The 22,405-nt window shown below is 37.8% G+C and carries 18 protein-coding genes; 12 read left to right on the top strand and 6 right to left on the bottom strand.

The annotated features are described in order from the left end of the window. Positions 1-3: 3 nt before the first annotated feature. On the top strand, positions 4-498 hold the full coding sequence (locus ACFIM1_RS02120; protein WP_375608575.1) for a F0F1 ATP synthase subunit B: 495 nt from the start codon (positions 4-6) through the stop codon (positions 496-498). A 721-nt stretch (positions 499-1,219) separates the two neighbouring features. Here ACFIM1_RS02120 and glyS read toward each other — a convergent pair. The 4 genes from glyS to ACFIM1_RS02100 form a co-directional block, all read right to left on the bottom strand. Beyond that, complete coding sequence (glyS, locus tag ACFIM1_RS02115) at positions 1,220-3,427, bottom strand: glycine--tRNA ligase subunit beta (RefSeq protein WP_375609075.1); 2,208 nt, start codon at positions 3,425-3,427, stop codon at positions 1,220-1,222. Further along, complete coding sequence (locus ACFIM1_RS02110) at positions 3,427-4,368, bottom strand: glycine--tRNA ligase subunit alpha (RefSeq protein ID WP_375609076.1); 942 nt, start codon at positions 4,366-4,368, stop codon at positions 3,427-3,429. The genes glyS and ACFIM1_RS02110 overlap by 1 nt, the downstream gene beginning before the upstream one ends. A gap of 91 nt (positions 4,369-4,459) precedes the next feature. Beyond that, entirely contained in the window at positions 4,460-6,154 is a 1,695-nt protein-coding gene (locus ACFIM1_RS02105; protein ID WP_375609077.1) for a tetratricopeptide repeat protein, read from the bottom strand. Between the two features lie 95 nt (positions 6,155-6,249). After that, complete coding sequence (locus ACFIM1_RS02100; protein ID WP_375609078.1) at positions 6,250-7,266, bottom strand: polyprenyl synthetase family protein; 1,017 nt, start codon at positions 7,264-7,266, stop codon at positions 6,250-6,252. Between the two features lie 241 nt (positions 7,267-7,507). On the opposite strand from ACFIM1_RS02100, the gene ACFIM1_RS02095 reads away from it, so the two are divergent. From ACFIM1_RS02095 to ACFIM1_RS02065, 7 genes are all read left to right on the top strand, one after another. Beyond that, positions 7,508-8,296 carry a tRNA1(Val) (adenine(37)-N6)-methyltransferase gene (locus ACFIM1_RS02095; RefSeq protein WP_375609079.1) on the top strand — a complete coding sequence of 263 codons (789 nt, stop codon included), beginning with the start codon at positions 7,508-7,510 and terminating at the stop codon, positions 8,294-8,296. A 189-nt stretch (positions 8,297-8,485) separates the two neighbouring features. Continuing rightward, positions 8,486-9,337, top strand: coding sequence for a S49 family peptidase (locus ACFIM1_RS02090; RefSeq protein WP_375609080.1), 852 nt, complete (start codon positions 8,486-8,488; stop codon positions 9,335-9,337). A 220-nt stretch (positions 9,338-9,557) separates the two neighbouring features. Beyond that, positions 9,558-10,466 carry a 4-(cytidine 5'-diphospho)-2-C-methyl-D-erythritol kinase gene (locus tag ACFIM1_RS02085; RefSeq protein ID WP_375606425.1) on the top strand — a complete coding sequence of 303 codons (909 nt, stop codon included), beginning with the start codon at positions 9,558-9,560 and terminating at the stop codon, positions 10,464-10,466. Between the two features lie 279 nt (positions 10,467-10,745). Next, positions 10,746-11,387, top strand: coding sequence for a ribonuclease HII (locus tag ACFIM1_RS02080; RefSeq protein ID WP_375609081.1), 642 nt, complete (start codon positions 10,746-10,748; stop codon positions 11,385-11,387). Then, positions 11,384-12,346, top strand: coding sequence for an L-threonylcarbamoyladenylate synthase (locus tag ACFIM1_RS02075; protein ID WP_375607815.1), 963 nt, complete (start codon positions 11,384-11,386; stop codon positions 12,344-12,346). Before ACFIM1_RS02080 ends, ACFIM1_RS02075 begins: the two co-directional genes overlap by 4 nt. Positions 12,347-12,348: 2 nt before the next feature. Further along, on the top strand, positions 12,349-13,758 hold the full coding sequence (locus ACFIM1_RS02070) for an FAD-binding oxidoreductase (RefSeq protein ID WP_375606422.1): 1,410 nt from the start codon (positions 12,349-12,351) through the stop codon (positions 13,756-13,758). A 144-nt stretch (positions 13,759-13,902) separates the two neighbouring features. After that, positions 13,903-14,430: a DUF6101 family protein gene (locus tag ACFIM1_RS02065; protein ID WP_375609082.1), complete on the top strand. Its 528-nt coding sequence runs from the start codon at positions 13,903-13,905 to the stop codon at positions 14,428-14,430. 1,086 nt (positions 14,431-15,516) lie between these two features. Here the strand turns inward: ACFIM1_RS02065 and purD are convergent. After that, a complete protein-coding gene (gene purD, locus ACFIM1_RS02060; RefSeq protein ID WP_375606420.1) occupies positions 15,517-16,791 on the bottom strand; it encodes a phosphoribosylamine--glycine ligase in 1,275 nt (424 codons plus the stop codon). A gap of 90 nt (positions 16,792-16,881) precedes the next feature. On the opposite strand from purD, the gene ubiA reads away from it, so the two are divergent. After that, positions 16,882-17,886, top strand: coding sequence for a 4-hydroxybenzoate octaprenyltransferase (gene ubiA, locus ACFIM1_RS02055; protein WP_375606419.1), 1,005 nt, complete (start codon positions 16,882-16,884; stop codon positions 17,884-17,886). 482 nt (positions 17,887-18,368) lie between these two features. Here ubiA and pdxH read toward each other — a convergent pair whose 3' ends face one another. Next, entirely contained in the window at positions 18,369-18,992 is a 624-nt protein-coding gene (gene pdxH, locus ACFIM1_RS02050; RefSeq protein ID WP_375609083.1) for a pyridoxamine 5'-phosphate oxidase, read from the bottom strand. Between the two features lie 321 nt (positions 18,993-19,313). Between pdxH and ACFIM1_RS02045 the strand changes: the two genes are divergently transcribed. The 3 genes from ACFIM1_RS02045 (at position 19,314) to aroC (ending at position 22,399) form a co-directional block, all read left to right on the top strand. Next, positions 19,314-20,216 (top strand): DnaJ C-terminal domain-containing protein, encoded by a 903-nt coding sequence (locus tag ACFIM1_RS02045; protein ID WP_375606417.1) that lies wholly within the window; start codon positions 19,314-19,316, stop codon positions 20,214-20,216. 128 nt (positions 20,217-20,344) lie between these two features. Beyond that, complete coding sequence (gene fabI, locus ACFIM1_RS02040) at positions 20,345-21,163, top strand: enoyl-ACP reductase FabI (protein WP_375606416.1); 819 nt, start codon at positions 20,345-20,347, stop codon at positions 21,161-21,163. Between the two features lie 147 nt (positions 21,164-21,310). Next, positions 21,311-22,399: a chorismate synthase gene (gene aroC / locus ACFIM1_RS02035; protein ID WP_375614429.1), complete on the top strand. Its 1,089-nt coding sequence runs from the start codon at positions 21,311-21,313 to the stop codon at positions 22,397-22,399. The last annotated feature ends 6 nt before the right edge of the window (positions 22,400-22,405 follow it).

Below are 22,405 nucleotides of genomic sequence, written 5' to 3'. Positions count from 1 at the left end.
AAGATGACGGATACTTTTTGGGCTTTTGTTGGATTAGTTCTTTTTTTGGCTCTTTTAGTCTATTTCAAAATTCCACAGAGGGTTATACATCATCTTGATGCGCGCGCGAAGCGTATTAAAGATGAGCTCGATGAGGCTCTGCGTCTTCGTGAAGAAGCACAGGGAATATTGGCTGAATATCAACGCAAACATGCAGAAGCAGAAAAAGATGCACAAGAAATTATTGCTGCAGCAAAGCATGAAGTTGAATCTGTTATTTCTGAGGCTCGTACAAAAGCAGAAGAATATGTAAAAAACCGCAATAAATTGGCAGAGCAAAAAATCGCTCAGGCAGAAGCAGATGCAATACGCATGGTCTCTTCATCTGCTATCGATTTGGCAATTTCTACGGCGCGTACCCTTATTGCAAGAGAATTAGATTCTAACAAGGCAGATAAACTCATTACAGAGTCTGTTGCGAAAGAATCACTGATCAAAATGAAAACATATCTTAATTAATGGTTTCTTGAAGATAAAGAATTGCTTCTTTAGATGGGTAATTTTTTCAAGATTGAATGCTTTATCTCTTAAATTGTGGTGCGAGGTTCATTTTGTATTGGTTCTGCATTGAGTTTAGAGAGGTGTACTATCGAGCTTAGATTCGTTTTTAATTCTATTCGTGATGATTTATAATACCTATAGAAAGTATCATCATCTTTTTGATTATTAAGTAATAAGTCTGCAGCATTATTGTCTTATTCGCTAAAATTTTGTGGCTACTTTTGTATTTAGCAACTGCTTTTACATTTAGCGTGGTTTATGAGAAACACATTGTTCATTTCTCAAGAGTTTTTATCTGCATATTGATCTCTCTTATGAATACGGTTATTTCTCATAATCGGAGAGTTTAAAGAGAGAGCTTCTTATTTTATTCTATATTCTTATTGAATGTGAAAAATGATAAATTAATATCTTGTTGTGCTGTAAAACACCGTTGTGTAGAGGGGTGATATAAGGCATGAAAATCTTTACATATTGAGTGTTTTAGATATCGTGATCAGTATTCAGGGTAGGGCTTGTCTGTTTCACCTATGAAATGAACCGCATGGTGGTTAGCAGGTGGAACCTGCCGTGAGGAGCTGGGCTGTTGACAGACCAGTAGCTGGTCGGAAACTCCATCCTTTGAGGTGTGGGAGGAGATCAACTTCATGATTTTATCAATTGATAAGATAGTTTAGTTTTAGATGACAAGTTTTGAGAAGCCTGCAACCTCTTGTGTAATAGTGTGAGTACGTTTGAGAAGAGCAAGACGGTTAGCACGAACATTTGGATTTTTATCATTCACCAATACTTTTTCAAAAAATAGATCAATCAATTTTCCAAGTGGCGCTAACGCACTAAGAGCGAGCGATAAATTTGTTGTATTGATGGGGGCAAGAATCTTTCTTTCTACCTCATAGACTGCACGGTAGAGCTGCTTTTCTTCTTCCTCAATAAGGAGTTCAGGATTAATTTCATTCGCTATTGTTGTGCTTTTTTGAAATTCATTTTCAAGAATATTGGCAGTACGTTTTACAGAGGTTGCAAAGCGCATTCCGTCATTTGTATTGATAAAAGCAATAAGCGACTCGACACGACGTGCAACCAATAAAAAATCATCAGAGTCTTTGTTTAAAACTGCTTCAAGGGCATCATAACGAGCACCTTCCTCTTTTAGATAGATCTTCAAACGATCATGAAAAAAGAATAACAGATCTGATAAAATATATTCTGTCTTTTCTGGAAGCAGATTCTGCAATTGAGAATTTTCATCTTTATTTCTTTGTTGTAAAAAAAGATTCGTTGCCAATTGAAACAGTGGCATAAGATTGATTTTACAATCCCGCGAAAGTACAAGCCTAATAATTCCCAGTGCTGCTCGTCTTAACGCATAGGGATCTTTTGAACCCGTTGGCTTTTCATTAATGAGCCAAAAGCCAACGAGCATATCAATTTTGTCGGCTAACATAATTGTTATAGCGAGTGGTTCTTGCGGAAGACGATCTGTTGGTCCTTGAGGTTTATAATGGTCTTCGATTGCGACAGCGACGTGAGGATCTTCCCCTTGAAGAAGGGCATATTTTCGCCCCATTGTTCCTTGCAGTTCAGGAAATTCTCCGACAATTTCTGTTTGTAAATCAGCTTTTGCAAGAACTGCTGCACGTTTCGCTAAGAGAGGATCTGCTTGTATCAAAGGTGCAATTTTTTGTGCGAGTGTAGCGATGCGTTCTACTCTTGCACCTTGTGTACCTAATTTGGCGTGAAAAGTTACATTCAAATGATCAAGTCGCGCCATTCTTTGATCAAGAGGCTTTTTTATATAAAGATCAAATTTTTTTACAGAAGATTCCAATTGTTTAATATCGGGCAAATCACGCTGATCTGTTTTCCAAAAATAGAGTGCATCAGAAAGACGAGCATGGACAACCTTACTATTTCCTTTAGAAATTTCTTTGCCTTCATCATTGGCGAGAATATTAGAAACGAGAATAAAATGATGAGAAAGTTTTATCTTTTCCCCTTGTTTACGGGTGACAAAACATTTTTGATTAGCTCGAATGGTCAAGCGAATAATTTCTGGAGGAATATCAAGGAATGATTTGTCAAAATCACCCATAAGGATAACAGGCCATTCAACAAGGCCAGAAACTTCTTCTAGGAGGGCATTATCTTGAACCAGTTCTAAACCGTTTGCAAAGCAAAGATTTTGAGCATCAGCTAAAATAATATTCTTTCGTCTTTCTGCATCCAGAATGACTTTATGTGTTTCAAGTTGAGTAACATAGTCATCAAAGCGACGCACCTGGAATGGCTTTCCGTCACTTAAGAAACGATGACCATAAGTTAGATTATTGCTCTTAAGAGAACCAATTGTAAACGGAACAACATGTGTTTCGCCAATTTCTGGTCCGAAGATGCAAAGAATATTTTGTAAAGGTCTAATCCACTTCAAAGTACCACTTTGTGCTGAATCTTTTCCCCAACGCATAGATTTAGGCCATGGAAAGTTGCGGATAATATCCGGTAAAATATCGGCAATAATTTCTTCTGCAGCTCGACCTTTTTTAACAATTTTAGCAATATAAAAATGACCTTTTTTATCATCATGTCCAATATGCGCTTCAGAAACATCATTTAATCCTGTTGCACGTAGAAAACCATCAATTACATGCTGTGGTGATTTTATACTGGGACCTTTGCGTTCTTCATGGACATCTTTGGAGCGTATAGAAAGTCCGCGTACGTCCAATGTTAACCGACGAGGTGTCCAATATTCACGAGCGGCTTTATAGGTTAATCCAGCATTCACAAGTTGATCCGTAACAGCTTTTTTAAGATCAGCAGCAGCTTTTCGTTGCATGCGTGCGGGGATTTCTTCACTGAAAAGTTCAAGAAGAAGATCAGACATTAGGCCTCTCCAGTATATATTTGTCCAGCTTCTGTGAGTAAGAAGGCTTCCCCACAACGGCGCGCGAGATTACGAACGCGAAGAATGTAATTTTGTCGTTCGGTTACAGAAATAACGCCACGTGCTTGCAAAAGATTAAAGATATGGCTCGCTTTAATACATTGATCATAGGCAGGAAAAACACAGCGATGGAATACATTTTCTTTATTTGGTTTTCCAGCATCAAGAAGTGCGCTGCATTCGCGTTCTGCATCGATAAAGTGCTGATGGAGCAGTTTTGTATCAGCAAATTCGAAGTTGTAATATGAGTATTCCTGTTCTGCCTGTAAAAAAATATCTCTATAACTTATTTTGTTTTGTCCCTCTAAACCATTAAAGTTAAGGTCATAGACGTTATCAACCCCTTGGATATACATCGCTAGACGCTCAAGACCGTATGTGAGTTCCCCTGAAACTGGAGCGCATTCAATGCCGCACACTTGTTGAAAATAAGTAAATTGAGAGACTTCCATTCCATCGCACCAACATTCCCATCCAAGCCCCCAAGCACCAAGAGTGGGACTTTCCCAATCATCTTCAACAAAGCGAATATCATGCAGTTTTGTATCAAGCCCGATAGCTTGTAGCGACTTTATATAAAGTTCTTGTAGATTGAGCGGAGAGGGTTTGAGAAGCACTTGGAATTGATAATAGTGTTGTAAACGATTTGGATTCTTACCATATCGGCCATCTGTTGGACGTCGAGAGGGTTGGACATAAGCAACTTTCCAAGGGCGTGGCCCTAGAGAGCGTAATGTTGTTGCTGGATGAAAAGTCCCAGCTCCGACTTCCATATCGTAAGGTTGCAAAATTGCACATCCATAGTGTGCCCAATAATTTTGCAAAGTTAAGATTAGTCCCTGAAAAGAACGTTTGGGGTTAAGATGTTCAGGCAGTTTCACGCTTTATACTCTTTATATTGGACTAAACAAAAAAACAAAGTAATTTTAGTTTCTCTATTTATTATTCATGTGGTTTATGGTTAAGCATCGTTTATTGCAAACCAAATTTCAACTTTTCTTGAATTTGTTCAGAATTTTCTGGTTTTCCGTCAATTGCGTGGTTCCATTGAAAGATTGCTTCACGTTTACGTCCAACTTTCCAATAGGCATCCCCTAAATGATCATTCAGTGTTGGGTCTTCAGGTTGTAATCTGACAGCATTTTCTAATATTTGCACTGCTTTATTATATTCTTTTAGTTTATAATAAGCCCACCCTAAAGAATCGAGAATATGACTGTTGTGAGCTTGCAAAGCAGAGGCTTTTTGTAGCATACGGAGCGATTCTTCAAGCTTCTCACCACGTTCCACAAGGGAATAGGCTAAATAATTAAGAACCTGCGGTTGATTTGGGAAAAATTCAAGTGATTTTCGCAAGTCAAGTTCTGCTTTTGGCCACTGTTGTAAACGTTCAAAAGCAATACCACGCTGATAAAAGAGTTTCCAATCGTCTTGTTGAAAGTTTTTTATCTGGGCAATAGCGTGGTCTAGAGTTTTAGTGGCTTCAAGAAATTTATTGTCCTGCATATAGAAAGCAACGAGTGTTATCAAAATGTTACGATCGTTGGGAAATTTTTTATTTAACAATGTAAGTAATTTTATTGCTTCTTTGTAATTATTGTTATTGATAAGTAGGAATGCAAGATGCAGTTGCCCATCTTTATAATAGGGAGATTTGGGGGATAAAGCGCGATAAAGTTTCATTGCTTGATAAGGGTCACCTAATTTAGCAGAAATATGTGCGAGCTGAAACAATGTTGCGTCATTTTGAGGGTATAAAGCGAAAGCTAACTGTTTGAAAATACGTGCAATTCGTCCTGAATTTTTATAGTTTAGGGCAGTTCCAAAATTATATAATACTTCGGCTGCTCCTTGTTGGGGTGTTTTAATAACTCTCTCTAAGAAAGTATTTTTTTCAATTTTTTCTCGAAAGTTTTTAAGGACTTCTCGACCTGACAACATTTGTTCGCCATGCTGGACTGTTTGAAGAGCTTGGTTGCGCATATTACGGCGCAATTGGAATGAGGCATAGGCTATGATAATACGTTCATAGGTATTAGGAGCTATAAGAGTTCCCTGTTTGTTATTCAGTGCTTTAATGAAATATCTTTTTGCATCCTGTGGTCGTTCTGCAAGGTCGTTCATAAGTGCTAAATGATAAGATATAAAAAGGTCATACCAGATAGGACCTTTGAGCTTTTTAAGATCAGCGATTGCTTGAGATTTGTGTCCAGATCCAAATGTAATCCAAGCACTAATTAATTCAGGTATTGGATTATTGGATGTAGGAAGTTCTTTTGATTGCAGAAGAAGCTTGGCATTTTTGTAGTCTTTTTTGATGAGACTTTCTACTGACAACGTTAAGGAAACAAAAGGTGTTATAACATTTTGCTTTTTGAGTTTTTTTGCCTGTTGTACCGCTTCTTTAAAGTTTCCAACAGAGAGCATAGCTTCAAGGAGCTCTTTTTGTGTTTCAACGTTATCGGGTTGATAAACGAGTGCCTGTTTAAAATAATGAATGGCGAGATCTGTTTTATTTTCATGATTTGCAACCCTTCCAGCTAAATAAGCACCTGTAAATGAGTTTGTATGAATTGCAGAGCTTATTTTACTATAGGTGGGGGATGGTATCATCATGATACCCACAATAAAGAGGGTAAAAAGTCGGGATACCGTTGCAGAGCACATGGAGCTAATCCTTTTCAAGATAATCAATTGATGGTGTTGTTTATAGATCATATCTCATTACTTTGTTGAGAAATACTGCGATTCTTGCAAAGAATTCAGTTTACGCGCGCAATACAAAATTCAACAGTCTCAACGAGAGCATTATAAGCAAGATTTTCATTCATGGGAACAAGAGCATCAATTGCATATTTTCCATAGATGCGTGCTTGTTCTATTGTATCTGTGATACTATCATACTTTTCCATTAAGTGTTGTGCGTGTGCGAAGGATTCATCATTATTATTGCCATCTTCAAGTGCCTTTTTCCAGAAATCTTTTTCTAGCATATTCCCACGCTCATATGCGAGAATAACAGGCATTGTGATTTTTCCTTCTCTAAAATCATCCCCTATATTTTTTCCTAAGTTTTGAGCACTACCGCTATAGTCAAGTGCATCATCAATTAATTGGAAAGCTAAACCTAAGGATGTTCCATATTCACGTAATGAAGAACGCTCTTTATTTCCATAGCCAGCAATAATGGGTCCTACTTCAGCGGCTGCTGAAAAAAGTGCTGCTGTTTTTGCATCGATGATTTTGAGATATTCTGAAGGGCTGGTTTTTATATTTTTTGCGGCAGAAAGTTGCATAACTTCTCCTTCAGCAATAATTGCAGCAGCGTTGGCTAGGACAGAGAGCGCTTCTATGGAACCGACATCGACCATCATTTTAAAGGCCTGCCCCAATAGGAAATCACCAACAAGTACACTTGCTTGATTCCCCCAAATCATACGTGCTGTAGATTTTCCACGTCGTAAATTACTTTCATCAATCACATCATCGTGTAGTAATGTTGCTGTATGCATAAATTCAACAGCTGTTGCGAGTTTTATATGCCCGTCACTTTGATAACCGAACATATGAGCAGAAGCGAGCGTAATCATTGGTCGTAACCGCTTTCCCCCTGATGAAATAAGATGGTTAGAAATTTCAGGGATCATCTCAACCTCTGATTTTGCCATAGAGAGAATAAATTGATTTACGCGCTTCATATCTTGTTGAGTAAGATTGATAAGAGATTGAAGAGAAATTTGATTATTTCTTATTTGTTCTGGTTTGATGGCTGCACTCAATGTATTTACTCCTAGAGTATTTCAATGGACATATATAAATTCTATTTTATTGGTTAGCATAAAGGGGGTTTTGTTTTGACTCAAGCCTTTGATGTGGCTTTGAAATGTAAGCTTTGAATGATCTTGTCAAGAAATGTTCTTTAATAAGTGTAATGTTGTTGTTATAAAATGGTAAAAAAAATTAAAATGGTAGCTGAATAGCGAAAGTGCAATTTATACAAGGTGAACATTAGACTTTTAAATGGATAAAGCAACGAATCAGAGTGGTGAAACAATAGACAGTTTTCATCGCGGGAAATTTTATTTGGTTCAACCTCATAAATATGGCCATCGTTCTGGAATGGATGCGATGTTATTAGCTAGTTTGGTTCCAAGTGATTTAAAGGGCAAGGTTGTTGATTTAGGTGCTGGTGCTGGAGCTGCAGGGTTAGCTGTTGCTTCGCGTTGTCTGAAAGTTCATGTTACCTTAGTTGAACGTTCGGCTTTTATGATATCTTATGCTCAAAAAACGCTTATGCTAAAACAAAATAAACAATTTGCTGGCCGCATTTGTTTGCTAGAAGCAGATGTTACTTTCAAGGGGAATGAACGTATAAAAGCAGGTTTGATAGATAATAGCTTTGATTTTGCGATTATGAATCCACCTTTTAATAATCCTACTGATCGCAAGACACCTGATCAACAAAAATCTGAAGCACACGTTATGCCTGAAGCGATGTTTGATAATTGGTTGCGGAGTGCAGCAGCGATTGTCAAGCCAGGTGGATACTTAGGGCTCATTGCACGACCACAATCACTAGTAGATATTTTGCGTGCTTTAGAAGGGCGCTTTGGTGGTATTTGCATCGTTCCTGTGCATGCACGTGCAAAGACAGCAGCAATTCGTCTTTTATTTTACGCAAAACGAGGAAGCAGAGCAGCTTTATCTATTTTACCGGCACTGGTGATACATGAAGATAATGGTCATACTTTTTCACCACGGATTGATGCAATTAATAATGGATATATAAGCTTGTGGGAACTTTTGTAATGGTATCTTGTGTTTTTCAGTTTATTCTTTAAAGTCTACACTTTGTTACTAGGGAGGTTTAGCTTTTGTATGAAATTATATTTCTGGTTGTAATGTGGGGATTGATTGGCGCTTTTGGATGGTATCGCGTTGTTCCTTTTTGTTGTCCTGTCCTCTTTAATTTTTCTTAACTTATAAGGAGATTTTGTTTTGATTGACGTTATCAAGAAACTTGTTCCCCATCGTTTTTCTTCCAATAAATTAGAAATTCCTGTGGTTCGCCTTCAAGGGGCGATTATAGATTCATCAGCATCTATATCTCGTACGCTTTCCCTCAGTAGATGTGCCAGTCTTTTAGAGAAGGCTTTTGCGTACAAAAAAGCACCGGCTATTGCCCTTATTATCAATTCTCCTGGAGGTTCACCTGTACAATCGCGTTTAATCTTCAAGCGTATTCGTGATTTGGCAGAAGAAAAAAATAAAAAGGTTCTTGTATTTATTGAAGATATAGCAGCATCCGGTGGTTATATGATTGCTTGTGCAGGAGATGAAATTTTTGCAGATCCTTCTTCGATTGTTGGTTCCATTGGGGTGGTTTCAGCTTCCTTTGGTTTTCCGGAACTTTTAAAGAAAATTGGTGTGGAACGGCGCGTTTACACAGCAGGAAAGAACAAGGTTACACTAGATCCATTTCAGCCTGAAAAAAAGGCGGATATTGAGCATTTGAAATCTCTCCAACTGGAAGTACATCAAACTTTTATCGATTTAGTTAAAGAGCGGCGTTCTACAAAATTATCAAATGATTTGAATCTCTTTACAGGAATGTTTTGGAGTGGAAAAAAAGGCGTTGAACTTGGTTTGATTGACGGATTGAATGATGTACGTTCTGTTATTAAGGAGCGCTTTGGTAATGATGCAAAACTTCGACTTATTATGCCTCCAAAAAGTTTTTTAAGCCCTAAAACGCCTTCAGGAGTGACTGCTCATACAGTTTATACAGCAGTTGACAGTGCGTTGATGGCAGCAGAAGAGCGGGCACTTTGGCGGCGTTACGGTTTGTGAGGCCAAAAATCATTCGAGAGGAGATTTTATCTAAAAACAGATGATAGAAAAAAAGCTTGAAATGATACGAAAGTTTATTTTGTATAAGCATTCTCCATATTTATTACTTATTTAGAAAACAGTTAAGAATATTTCAAGCTGTTTATAGGGTTTATGCTACAGGTATGAATGAAAGGGGCATATTTATAAAAGAACTCTGTATAGGTTAATATTACGTCATATGATATCACATGTAAAAGCTTCGATCCAAAGACATTCTTATGTATTTACACCCATTAAATTGAATTTGGCTTTGCATGTTGTGGGGCAACGTGCTGATGGTTATCATTTAATAGAAAGTTTGGTTTATTTTAGTCTTAGCGGTGATTGCTTACACTATGCGTCTTGTGAAAGTGACCAGTTTGTTTTAACGGGGCCATTTGCAAAAGGGCTTGTTTCTCATTCAGATAATTTGGTTATTCGTGCACGAGATTTTATGCATAAGACTTTTCCTGAAAGTGCTCAACCTGCGTTTTTTCGACTTGTAAAAACATTACCTGTTGCCTCAGGTATTGGTGGTGGCTCAGGTGATGCTGCTGGGGTTGTAAGCATGTTGTATCAACAGTGGAATCTTGATTGCCCTTATGAAAAATTAGCAAAAATGAGTTTAGTTCTTGGTGCTGATGTACCCATGTGTCTTTTTGCATTAGAATATCAGCAGCCCCTTTTGGTTAAAGGGATTGGTCAAAAGATTATACGATTACAAGAGGCTTGTTCACTGGCAATGGTATTGGTTAATCATGGACAAGAGATTTCAACACAAGCTGTTTTTAAAGCGTTAGAGAAGCGTCATCATCCTTCTTTAAAAATTGATTCAGTCGCTTTAAAGACTGTTGATTCATTGGTTGAGGTTTTACAAGAAACGCGTAATGATCTTTTTTCTCCGGCATTAAAAATGGCACCTCAGTTAGCCGAAGTGTTATCTGTATTAGATGAATGTGGGTCTCTTTTTTCTCGTATGTCTGGAACGGGGGCAACTTGTTTTGGCATTTTTAAAAATCAACAAGCAGCGCAAAAGGCAGCTCTTTTTATCAAATCAATGTACCCAAATTGGTTTGTAAAACCGATCATGACTTTAGGAACTATTTGAGAAATAAAAACTTTTATTTTGTCTTGATTCTACTATACATAATGAAAAGGGTAACTAAAGAAATCTACTTTTTGTTTTTTAAACAAAATGAATACATGCTAGAATAATTTTTTAGAAGAAAAATGGACAATAGGATACTCTTTATCTCATGGTTTGTTTTTATCTTTTGTGTAAGAATTCGCAGAATGTTTGAAAAGCCATTTAAAACTGTAATGCTTGCAAAAAATAAGCAGGTTACAGAAATAAGTGTATATTTGTTGTATTTGTGATTTATCAAAGATGTTTAATTTGCCGCTTCAGCCAAATTTCTTGTGTGAATTGAATTTGCAGAAACAGGGGTTTTTTCATATAGCTGGTGTTGATGAAGTAGGACGAGGACCTCTCGCTGGACCGGTGGTAACGGCAGCAGTTATCTTGGATAAAGGTCATATTCCTGATGGATTAAATGATTCAAAAAAACTTTCTTTTCTTCAACGAAGTAGACTTTATCATGAAATTTTGCAAAGTGCATTGGCGGTTTCAGTTGCTAGTGTTTGCGCTCGTACAATTGATCAATCTAATATTAGACAAGCAACTTTAGAAGCAATGCGTCGCTGTATTAAAGGATTAGCTGTTTCAGCCCACTATGTACTTGTTGATGGACGTGATATTCCCTCTGGGTTGTCTTGTCCCGCAATTGCGTTGATTAAGGGCGATCAGCGTTCGGTTTCAATTGCAGCCGCATCTATTATTGCGAAGGTAACGCGTGACCGGATGATGGAATGTGCAGGACAAGTTTATAAAGGCTATGGTTTAGAGAAGCATGTAGGATATGCAACGTTAGTTCATCGTAGGGCTCTTAATAAATATGGTCCAATCGTAGGATTACATCGTTATAGTTTTGCACCACTAAAAGAACGTTATAGGAATGATGTATCATGACGATTCTACCACTCAATAGCGCTTCAATAAAAGAGGCAATAGCGCTTCTTGAACAAGGGAAGTTAGTAGCGTTACCAACGGAAACTGTTTATGGATTAGCAGGCGATGCGACCAATGGGAGGGCAATTTCTTCTATTTATTCTACAAAGGGTCGTCCGCAAATTAATCCTCTTATTGCGCATGTCAGCGGCATCGAAATGGCGGAACGTTATGTTAAAATCGACTTTCTTTCACGCCAATTAATGGAGGAATTTTGGCCAGGGCCTTTGACATTGGTTTTGCCTTTAAAGGAACAGCATAATATCCATCCTTTAACGACTGCCGGTTTGAATACATTGGCTATTCGTTTTCCAGACAGTCGTTTTGCGGAAGTTGTACAATATTTTGGACGCCCACTTGCTGCTCCTAGTGCGAATCAATCAGGACGTCTTAGTCCTACTTCCGCTGAGGCTGTTTTTGCATCTTTGGGGGAATCTGTTTCTTTGATATTGGATGGAGGATTTTCTAGAATAGGGCTTGAATCAACGATTATTAAGATTTGTGGTGAAAATATTTATCTTTTGCGTCCAGGGGGGCTTGCGGCTGATGAAATTGAAGAAGTTGTGGGGAAGCCTTTAAAACGGATAGATCAAAGGGCGGCAATTGAAGCTCCTGGGATGTTAAAGTCGCATTATGCTCCCAATGCCACGGTTCGTTTGAATGTAGAAAAGGTAGAAAGTGGTGAAGCGCTTTTAGCATTTGGTTCAAAGCGTGTTATGGGGGCTGAAAATGCTGTTTCTATTTTAAACCTTAGCGAAGATGGAAAATTGGAAGAGGCAGCCTCTCATTTATTTCAATATATGAAGGAATTAGATTCATTTAAAGTGAGATGTATCGCAGTAGAACCTATTCCATCATACGGATTAGGGGAGGCTATCAATGATCGTCTTATACGGGCTGCGGCTCCAAAGGAGAAATGAATATGGAGCAGGAATTAATTGAGGGGTTTAGGGAAATTGTTGGAGCCAAGTATGCTATAACAGATCAGACGTTGATTGCACCGTATTTGCTTGAAGAGCGTGGGCTTTTTCATGGAAAAACACCTTTACTTTTACGTCCATCTTCTTGCGCAGAGGTCTCATCGATTATGCAGTTAGCGAGCAAAACGCACACACCGATTGTACCACAGGGGGGGAATACAGGGCTTGTGGGGGGACAGCAACCAGATGAAAGAGGAGAGGGCGTTCTTTTATCCATGGAGCGATTAAATAAGATTAGAGCTATAAATCTTGAAGGAAATTTTGTTGTTGTAGAGGCTGGTGTTATTTTACAGGATTTGCAGAAAAAAGTGGATGAATCAGGTCGTTTTTTCCCTCTTTCTTTGGCATCTGAAGGTTCTTGCCAAGTAGGGGGAAATCTTTCGTCAAACGCTGGAGGGACAGCTGTTTTGGCTTATGGCAATATGCGTGATCTTTGTCTTGGTTTGGAAGTTGTTTTACCGGACGGGCGTATTTTAGATGATTTGCGTTTTGTTAAAAAAGACAATAGCGGTTACGATTTAAAAAATCTTTTTATTGGTGCAGAAGGCACATTGGGTGTTATAACCGCAGCCGTTTTGAAGATTTTTCCAAAAATAAAAGGAAAAGCAGTTGCCTTGGTGGGATTATATAGTCCGGCGAAGGCTTTAGAGTTTTTATCTCTGGCTCAAGAATATGGAGGAGGGATGTTGACAGGTTTTGAGCTTATGTCAAAGCTCAGTTTGCAAATGGCTTTAGATTATAAGATGTGTGAGAAGCCTCCTCTCCAGCAGAAACATGAATGGTATGTATTAATGAACATTTCATCGTTGCAAGGCAATGATGAGGCGTTATCGGTATTGAGTAGTATTTTAGAAGAAGCTTTAAAGAATGCGGTGATAGAAGATGCAGTTATTGCGCAATCTTTAAAACAGCAAGATTTTTTTTGGCAATTGCGAGAAAGTATATCATCGGCACAAAAGTTGGCGGGAGGATCTATTAAGCACGATATTGCAGTACCGCTTGCTTCCATTCCTGATTTTATTGCTGAAGCTGCACTTATTGTTGAAGATATTTCTCCAGGAGCACGGGTGGTTTGTTTTGGACACATGGGTGATGGAAATTTGCATTATAATGTTACACAACCTGTAGGGGCTGATACGACAGTATTTTTGCAGTTATGGTCAACAATGAACCATCACATTCATAGTTTAGTGATGAATTATAAAGGTGCATTTTCTGCTGAGCATGGAATTGGTCAGCTTAAGCGCGAAGAACTTCGTTCTTTTAAATCGCCTGTCGCATTGGATATTATGCAAGGGATTAAAAAAACGCTCGATCCTTTAGGGATAATGAATCCTGGAAAAGTATTATAATTCAAGAATGGTGATCATGCATTTTTGTTTAGATTTTAATAACCAAAAAAGAAACCAGTTGTTTTTTATTCAAACTTTTAATAATCCAATGAGAAAAAGCTGCTAAAGGGTGTATGTTATTTAAGATAAATTGGGATAATGTATATGGCTAATCAATGCTTTAATCAGGCAAAAGCGGTGCTTGAATTTCGGTTAGATCCGTGCCATTTGCCACAAACTACGACATATTTTTCATCCAAAACGGGCAATAAGGTAATTTGTTCGTTAAATGAGCGTGGTGTTTCTTTTAAAACGGATATGCCTTCAAGCTTATCGCATTTAATACCTCCTTACCATTTTCAAGGAATTGCAGCACGTACCGTAAAAACGCGTTCAGGAGAAAGAGCTGTTGCATTAGAATTACTTCATGCAGATGAGGAAGCTTGTATACCGCTTTTGGTTTCCAGAGATTTGAATAATGTTCTTCTGGATTGGCGGTTATGGGCGGATACTTATGGCCTTCCCATGCTTATGATCAATGAAGATAATCGCATTCTGGTTGTAAAAGATCGTTCTGATTTACATCGATTTTTTGGTACAACATCGTATTCTAGACAAAAGCGTTTTTTACTTCGTTATAGCAATCCGTTCGGCTTGCGTTTGGTGATTGCGAATCGAATCGCACTCCAGTGATATTAATATGCATTCATTGTTGTACTACCATCAGCATTTATCTTGTTGTGCCGTAAAACATCGTTGTTTGGGGCGGTAACATAAGGGGTGTAAACTTCACACATGAAGTGTTTTTAGAAGATATGGCGAATATTCTTAAGTTTGCTTGTAGGTCTTTGTGTAAGTGCAGCATATGAGTGGGAAGCAAGAGGACCCCGCTCAATGAGAATCCAGACTTTTACAGACGGGATTTGGTGTGACTTTTGGTTCTTGAAAACAAAGAGGAAGTCAATGATTGTAAATGAGAGTTTTTTGACACCATACATTGGCAGCAGGAATCTATTATGTAAAACGCTTTTTTCGGAGAGGTGAAAACGGCTTTTGTAACAATAGAAACTGTTTTTTGCGGTATAATTTTGGGTTTTTGCCACATTATTAAAACATCAGAAAATTACTGGAAGTGTTTTTAAATTTTTTTTAATAAATCATTTCTCCATTTTGAATGAGAGCTTTGAATATTGCAGAACATTCTTATTTCATCTCTCTTTTATAATCGAAATCATTTAGATAGAAAGGGTTATCGTAATATTGAGAGTTGGAAAATACAAAGATGGTATCGGTTTTTATCTTTATTCCAGAAAGATGGCAGAATGGATTTATACTATTTGCAGGTAGTGTCGTAAAATGGGAGTGATGAGCATGAGAGATATTGTTTAAGAATTTGTATGTGAATAACATAACTATCTTTTTTGGGCATTTTATTTTTCGTAAAAGCGGAATTTCATTAAAAAACGCGATAGATAAAAGAAATGATAGTATATATGTTTTTCTTCAGGATTTTATAAGAAAGAAAGTGTTTATAAAAATGAATGAGAAAATACGTTTAAAGTAAAGATAACAGTAAAATGATCATTTTATATTATATTCTCAGATTCAGAATTTTTTCCTATTTCATCATGAGTAGGTATCCTATTTACAATATTTGATTGTTCAAAGGAAAGCACACTCATTTTTTCAAAATTATGGTCAACGTAAAACAGTGAGAAAATTTGTGTATCATGCTCTTACGTGAAATCATCAAATTGTAAAAAAGAATAGTCAAAGGATTTAGTTTTTTCGCGCAATAGCTCGCCATCCGATATCGCGACGAACAAAACCCTCTGGCCAATCAATATAATCAACGGCTTCATAAGCACGTTTTTGTGCTTGCGTAATCGTTTTTCCTGTTGCTGTTATATTGAGAACACGTCCACCATTTGCAATGAGTTGTCCATTTCGTAATGCTGTACCAGCTTGAAAAACTTTCACATCGGGAAGAGTATCTATTTTATCAACGTTACGAATAACAGTCCCTTTTTGGGGAGAGTCTGGATAACCATTAGCAGCCATAACAACGGTGAGAGCAGTCTTTTCAGACCACTGAAGAGGTTTATTTTCAAGATTTCCTTGAGCTGCGGCAAGAAAAATTGGTAGAATATCATCTTTAAGGCGCATCATTAAAACTTGACATTCAGGATCACCGAATCGTACGTTAAATTCAATTAATTCGGGTCCTTTTTGCGTTATCATCAAGCCGACGAAGAGAATACCTCTAAAGGGGGCGCCCATTTCGTTCATGCTTTTTAAAGCTGGTTCAACAATTTCTTTAAGGGTACGATTCACTATTTCTTGGGTCATGATGGGTGCTGGTGAATAAGCACCCATACCACCGGTATTTGCTCCAGTATCTCCATCTCCTACACGCTTATGATCTTGAGCAGATCCAAAGGGAAGAGCAACTTTACCATCACAAAGGCAGAAGAAGCTTGCTTCTTCACCTTCCAGAAAAGATTCTACAACAATTTTGTTTCCTGCATCCCCAAATGCACTTTTGAAGCAGGCATCAACAGCGTTAAATGCTTCTTCTATAGTTGTTGCAACCACGACACCTTTGCCGGCAGCTAAGCCATCAGCTTTAATAACAATGGGAACACCTTGTTGATGAATGTAGGCTTTGGCTCTAGCGGCATCATTAAAGCATTGGTAACTTGCTGTAGGAATGTTATTCTTATGACATAAATCTTTTGTAAAAGCTTTTGAACCTTCTAGTTGAGCAGCTTTTTGAGTAGGACCAAATACACAGATGTTAGCGCTATTAAGAGAATCTGTTATACCTGCAACCAATGGTGCTTCTGGTCCTACAATCACAAGATCAATAGAATGTGCTTTACAAAAATCAATAATAAGGGGGTGATCATCAATGTCTAAATTAATATTTTCACCAAATTCTGTTGTTGCAGGATTTCCAGGAGCACAATATAACTTTGTTAGCAGTGGTGATGCTGCTATTTTCCATGCTAAAGCATGTTCTCGTCCACCTGAGCCAATAAGAAGAATATTCATTGCTTGCTCCTCTCATAGAAGATGATTAATTTCATCTCCTTCTCATAAGAATGAAATGTCTCTATCGCAAGACTAAAGGTAAATCATTTGATGAAAAAAAATAAAAATATCGCACCTGTTCAGTCCTATAATAGCCAAGGACGGGTTATGGATGCATCTTCCAAACAATGGGTCTATAGTTTACTTCCCTGTTCTTTATGGTTTTATGCGCAATTGGCGCGTTGGGATCGGCCTATCGGATGGCAATTGTTGATGTGGCCTTGTTTTTGGTCAACAACAATGGCTTTTCTCTCTTATGAAATGCATTATGATACTCTTTCATCAATGTTGCTTCATTGGGTTTGGTATCTTTTTCTTTTTTTTCTAGGATCCATCGCTATGCGAGGGGCAGGATGTACTTGGAATGATCTTATTGACCATAAAATCGATTCTCAGGTAGAAAGAACACGTTCTCGCCCATTGCCGACAGGTCATGTGAGTCGGTTTCAAGCAAAAGTTTTTATACTTGTGCAATGTTTGGTTGGTTTAGGCGTTTTATCACAATTTAATAGGTTTAGTTTTTTTCTCGGTATTTCGTCATTGATAGCTGTTGCATTTTATCCTTTTATGAAACGCGTAACATATTGGCCACAGTTTTTTTTAGGCGTTGCATTTAATTGGGGGGCATTAATGGGGTGGGCTGTTGTCTTTGGAAGTTTAAGCTGGTCACCGATTTTGCTTTATGTGGGATCAATCTTGTGGACCATAGGATATGATACAATCTACGCCCATCAAGATAAAGAAGATGACGCTACGGTTGGTGTGCGTTCTACAGCACTTCTCTTCGGTAAAGAAACCAAGCGTGCTTTAGTATTTTTGTATGGTGGTTTTGTACTGTTCGTGAGTTTAGCATTTTATTTAGCTGAAGTCCCTGTTCTCAGTTTTTTTGGGGTTTTTGTGGCAAGTATCCATATGTTTATTCAAATTAAAGTTATTGATATAGATGACAGTGCGCAATGTCTCAGGCTTTTCAAATCTAATTCGCTTATTGGTCTTGTGATTTTTGCTGGTTTAGTATGTGGTGGTATATGGATGATGTTTTATCCTGCAGCTTAACAACAAATTAGATAAAATCATATATTCTGATGATGAGGAGAGGAATGAAAATACAAAGATACTTTCATTAATTTTAAAGTGTATTATTTTTTCATGTTCAAAGCTTTTTGTATTTTATGATTAGTTTTATTCCAGATCTTTCTGGTTTGAAATAATGATTTTTTCAAATTTTATTGAAATAAAAATAGACTTTAGGAGGAATGAACAACTTTTTTAATTGAAAGTGCACTTTCTCTTATCAGAAATTACAAAAGTAAAATCATAATTTTTGCTGAATACCGTGTTTTCTCTTAAAAAAGCTTGTTGCGCATCTATTGTCTTCAAGCAATGCAGTAGGAGATATTATCAACCAACTTTTATAGTGAAAATAAAACTTTTCTATTGAAAGGAAACTAATCATTTTGTTTTAGAAATTTGCAAATAGAAAATAGTCATTGAACCCTTAGGAAGACAAAGTCTTCATAACGATAAAGCTTGAAGGATTAGGGATAAAGTTTTTGTTTTTTCCAATTGCTGTGTTCAACACAATCACGCGTAAAAAGCAGACGATCATGTAAACGAAATGGGCGATCACACCAGAATTCTATAGAAAGGGGTTTAACACGAAAACCAGACCAATAAGGTGGTCGTGGAATATTGCCTACTGCATAACGTGCAGTATATTGAGCAATTGCTTTTTCGAGCACAAAACGATTGTCTAATGGTTGAGATTGTTTAGATGCCCATGCCCCAATTCGACTCCCACGTGGTCGCGATTGGAAATAGGCATCCGCTTCCTGTTGACTTACTTTTTCAACAATGCCTCTAATTCTGACCTGACGACGGAGCGATTTCCAATGAAAACCTAAGGATGCCTTCATTGATTTTAAAATTTCTTGTCCTTTACAGCTTTCATAATTGGTATAGAAGACGAATCCTTGGGGACTGTAGTCTTTGAGGAGAACCATACGAACATTAGGAAGTCCTGTTTCGTCTACTGTTGCGAGTGCCATAGCATTCGGATCATTTATTTCGCTTATTGTTGCCTCTTCAAGCCATTTTGCAAAAAGTTCAAAAGGTTTTTGCATTTGCATAAAATGATCATCTGTTGGGATTTTATCGCTCATAGTGTCTCCAAAAGTCAGCGAGCATGGGTAAGGCATTTTCTTATTTACTTTGTCATCTCGAAGTAAAGTAGCATTTTTTCCTATTTTCAAAAAGTCAATGCTATCGTGTATTTTTATAGTGGTTCCATTATTTTTGTCTTTAGCATAGACGATAATGAGCTATATTAAATAAATATCTCATTTTATCTGGTATTTTAGTTTATTGATAGACATATAAAGAAAGAAGAAATTATTCTCTAGAATAGATTGATAAAGTTATGAGGGATATTGAAAACATATCCGTTGATATTTTGAAAACCAAAAAATTGAAAAGAGGGCAATATGCGTGATCCCTACACGATTCTGGGTGTGGCACGTACCGCAAAATCGCAAGAGATTAAATCAGCATTTAGAAAATTAGCAAAGAAGTATCATCCAGATCACAATAAAGATGATGCAAAGGCTAAAGAAAAGTTTGCTGAAATTAATCAAGCTTATGAAATTATAGGTGATAAAGATAAAAAAGCACAATTTGACCGCGGTGAAATTGATATGGAAGGAAAACCACTTTATCAAGCCTATGGTGCTGGTGAGAATTTTAACAATAAACAAAATCCTTTTTCAGGAAGAGCGAGAGGATTTGATTTTTCCTCTTCAGGTGGTGCAGGTTTTGATGCGAGTGATATTTTTCGCGATCTGTTTGGGGGAGGCGGTAGCTTTTCGAATTCCACACACTATAATCGCCCTCAACAAGGAGCACATATTCGTGCTAATCTTGCCATAACATTAGAGCAGATGGTTGGCGCAGAAAAGGTGGAAGCCGTTTTTCCTAATGGAAAAAAGTTAAAAATTAAACTTCCAGATTATATTGAAGACGGGCAAACTATTCGTTTAAAAGGTCAGGGAGAAGAGGTTCCTCATGGGCAAGCAGGAGATGCATTAATAACCATTCAGATTCAAAAACATCCTCGTTTTCGGGTTGAAGGAAGGGCACTTCATCTTGATTTACCAGTTTCTCTTAAACATGCTGTTTTGGGAGCAAAAGAAGAAGTTGAGACATTGGAGGGACGTGTGGTTTTAACGATTCCTGCTTGGTCAAGTTCTGATCGCGTTTTACGGTTGAAAGGAAAAGGACTTCGTTTAAAAAGTGGTACAAGAGATGATCTTTATGTGCATGTTCGTATTATGTTGCCGGAAGGTAAAAATGTTGCGCTAGAACAGTTTTTGCAAATGCAAAAAGATTAAATTTTAATTTTTTTTATATATAAAGCATAGTTTTTGCTTGATTTTAAACCAATTACTTGAAGAAAAAGTTGACCTGTGTCATAGGCAAATGAATAATATTAATTTTAAGTAACAATGGGGCAGTGCTAATGGCTAAGGGTAATGGTTTATTGTACGGTAAGCGTGGCTTAATTTTAGGGTTGGCCAATAATCGCTCCATCGCTTGGGGAATTGCTAAAGCGGCGAGTAGCGCAGGGGCAGAGCTTGCTTTTACCTATCAGGGTGAAGCCATGAAAAAGCGTGTTGAGCCTTTGGCTGAAGAATTAAAGGGATTTGTTTGTGGACATTGTGATGTTTCTGACAGTGCTTCTATTGATTCAGTCTTTAGAGCCATAGAGAAGAAATGGGGCAAACTCGATTTTTTAGTTCATGCTATTGGTTTTTCTAATAAAGATGAATTAAGTGGTCGTTATGTTGATATCAGCGAATCAAATTTTATGATGACCATGAATATTTCCGTTTATTCCCTAACAGCTCTAACAAAGCGTGCAGAAAAGTTGATGCCGGATGGCGGTTCAATCTTGACACTGACCTATTATGGTGCAGAAAAGGTTGTTCCCAATTATAATGTCATGGGGGTTGCTAAAGCAGCTCTTGAAGCGAGCGTGAAGTATTTAGCGGTAGATTTAGGTCCCAAAAATATTCGTGTTAATGCGATATCTGCTGGACCGATTAAAACGTTAGCAGCTTCAGGTATTGGTGATTTCCGTTATATTTTAAAATGGAATGAATATAATGCTCCATTACGCCGTACAGTAACAATTGAAGAGGTTGGTGATTCTGCTCTTTATTTTCTTTCAGATTTGTCTCGTTCTGTTACTGGTGAAGTTCATCATGTCGATTCGGGTTATAATATCATAGGTATGAAAGCAGTTGATGCACCAGACATTTCTGTCGTTAAAGAATAAAGTTTGGTTTATAGGGTTTTATTGAACAGCGGTAATTTGACCAAATTAAAAGCGGCTGAGAGTATTTTGGAACAAAGAGCTGTCTTGTGTATAACTCAACATATGTTGTCGTTGGCGTATATTTGACAGAGAAACGGATCTTTTTTCATGTCGCATAATACATTTGGTCATTTGTTTCGTGTAACCACATGGGGTGAAAGTCATGGTGCTGCTCTTGGTTGTGTCATTGATGGTTGTCCGCCTGGAATTATTTTTACTCTTGCAGAAGTTCAAGCTTATCTTGACAAACGGAGACCAGGACAATCCGTATATACAACGCAGCGACGCGAATTGGATCAAGTAGAAATTCTTTCAGGAGCTATCGCTCAGGACAATGGGACGGCATTGGTTACAACAGGTACACCAATTTCTCTGTTGATTAGAAATACAGATCAGCGTTCGAAGGATTATAGCTCGATTGCCCATCAATATCGTCCAGGACATGCGGATTATACTTATGATATTAAATATGGCATTCGTGATTTTCGAGGAGGAGGGCGTTCTTCGGCAAGGGAGACAGCAGCACGTGTTGCAGCGGGTGCATTTGCACGTAAAATTGTTCCTGGTTTGGTGGTTCGAGGAGCAGTGATAGCAATTGGTCCTCATAATATTAATCGTGATCGTTGGGATTGGTCAGAGGTTGATAATAATCCTTTTTTTACACCTGACGCAGAGATGGTTCACATTTTTAGTGATTATATCAGTAAACTCCGTAAAGAGGGGACATCTGTTGGTGCGGTTGTTGAGATCGTTGCAGAAAATGTTCCGGCAGGTTTAGGAGCACCTATTTACGCAAAACTGGATCAAGATATTGCATCCTTCCTTATGTCGATTAATGCAGTAAAAGGAGTTGAAATTGGGGATGGTTTTGCGGCAGCCCGCATGAAGGGAGAAGAAAATGCCGATGAAATGCGGATGGGAAATGATGGAAAACCACTTTTTTTATCCAATCATGCTGGTGGTATTTTAGGGGGAATATCGAGTGGACAGCCAATTGTTGCACGTTTTGCTGTCAAGCCTACTTCATCAATTTTAACGCCTCGTCGCTCTATTGATGTTGATGGTCATGATGTAGATGTTATAACGAAGGGACGTCATGATCCATGTGTTGGGATTCGCGCTGTTCCCATTGGTGAAGCGATGGTTGCTTGTGCTATTGCGGACCATTATCTAAGACATCGCGGTCAAGTTGGGTGAGTGAGA

Origin of the sequence: Bartonella sp. AC158YNML, from assembly GCF_042196725.1 — a bacterium.
GTDB lineage: Bacteria > Pseudomonadota > Alphaproteobacteria > Rhizobiales > Rhizobiaceae > Bartonella.
This window is presented reverse-complemented; position numbering and strand designations above follow the sequence as displayed.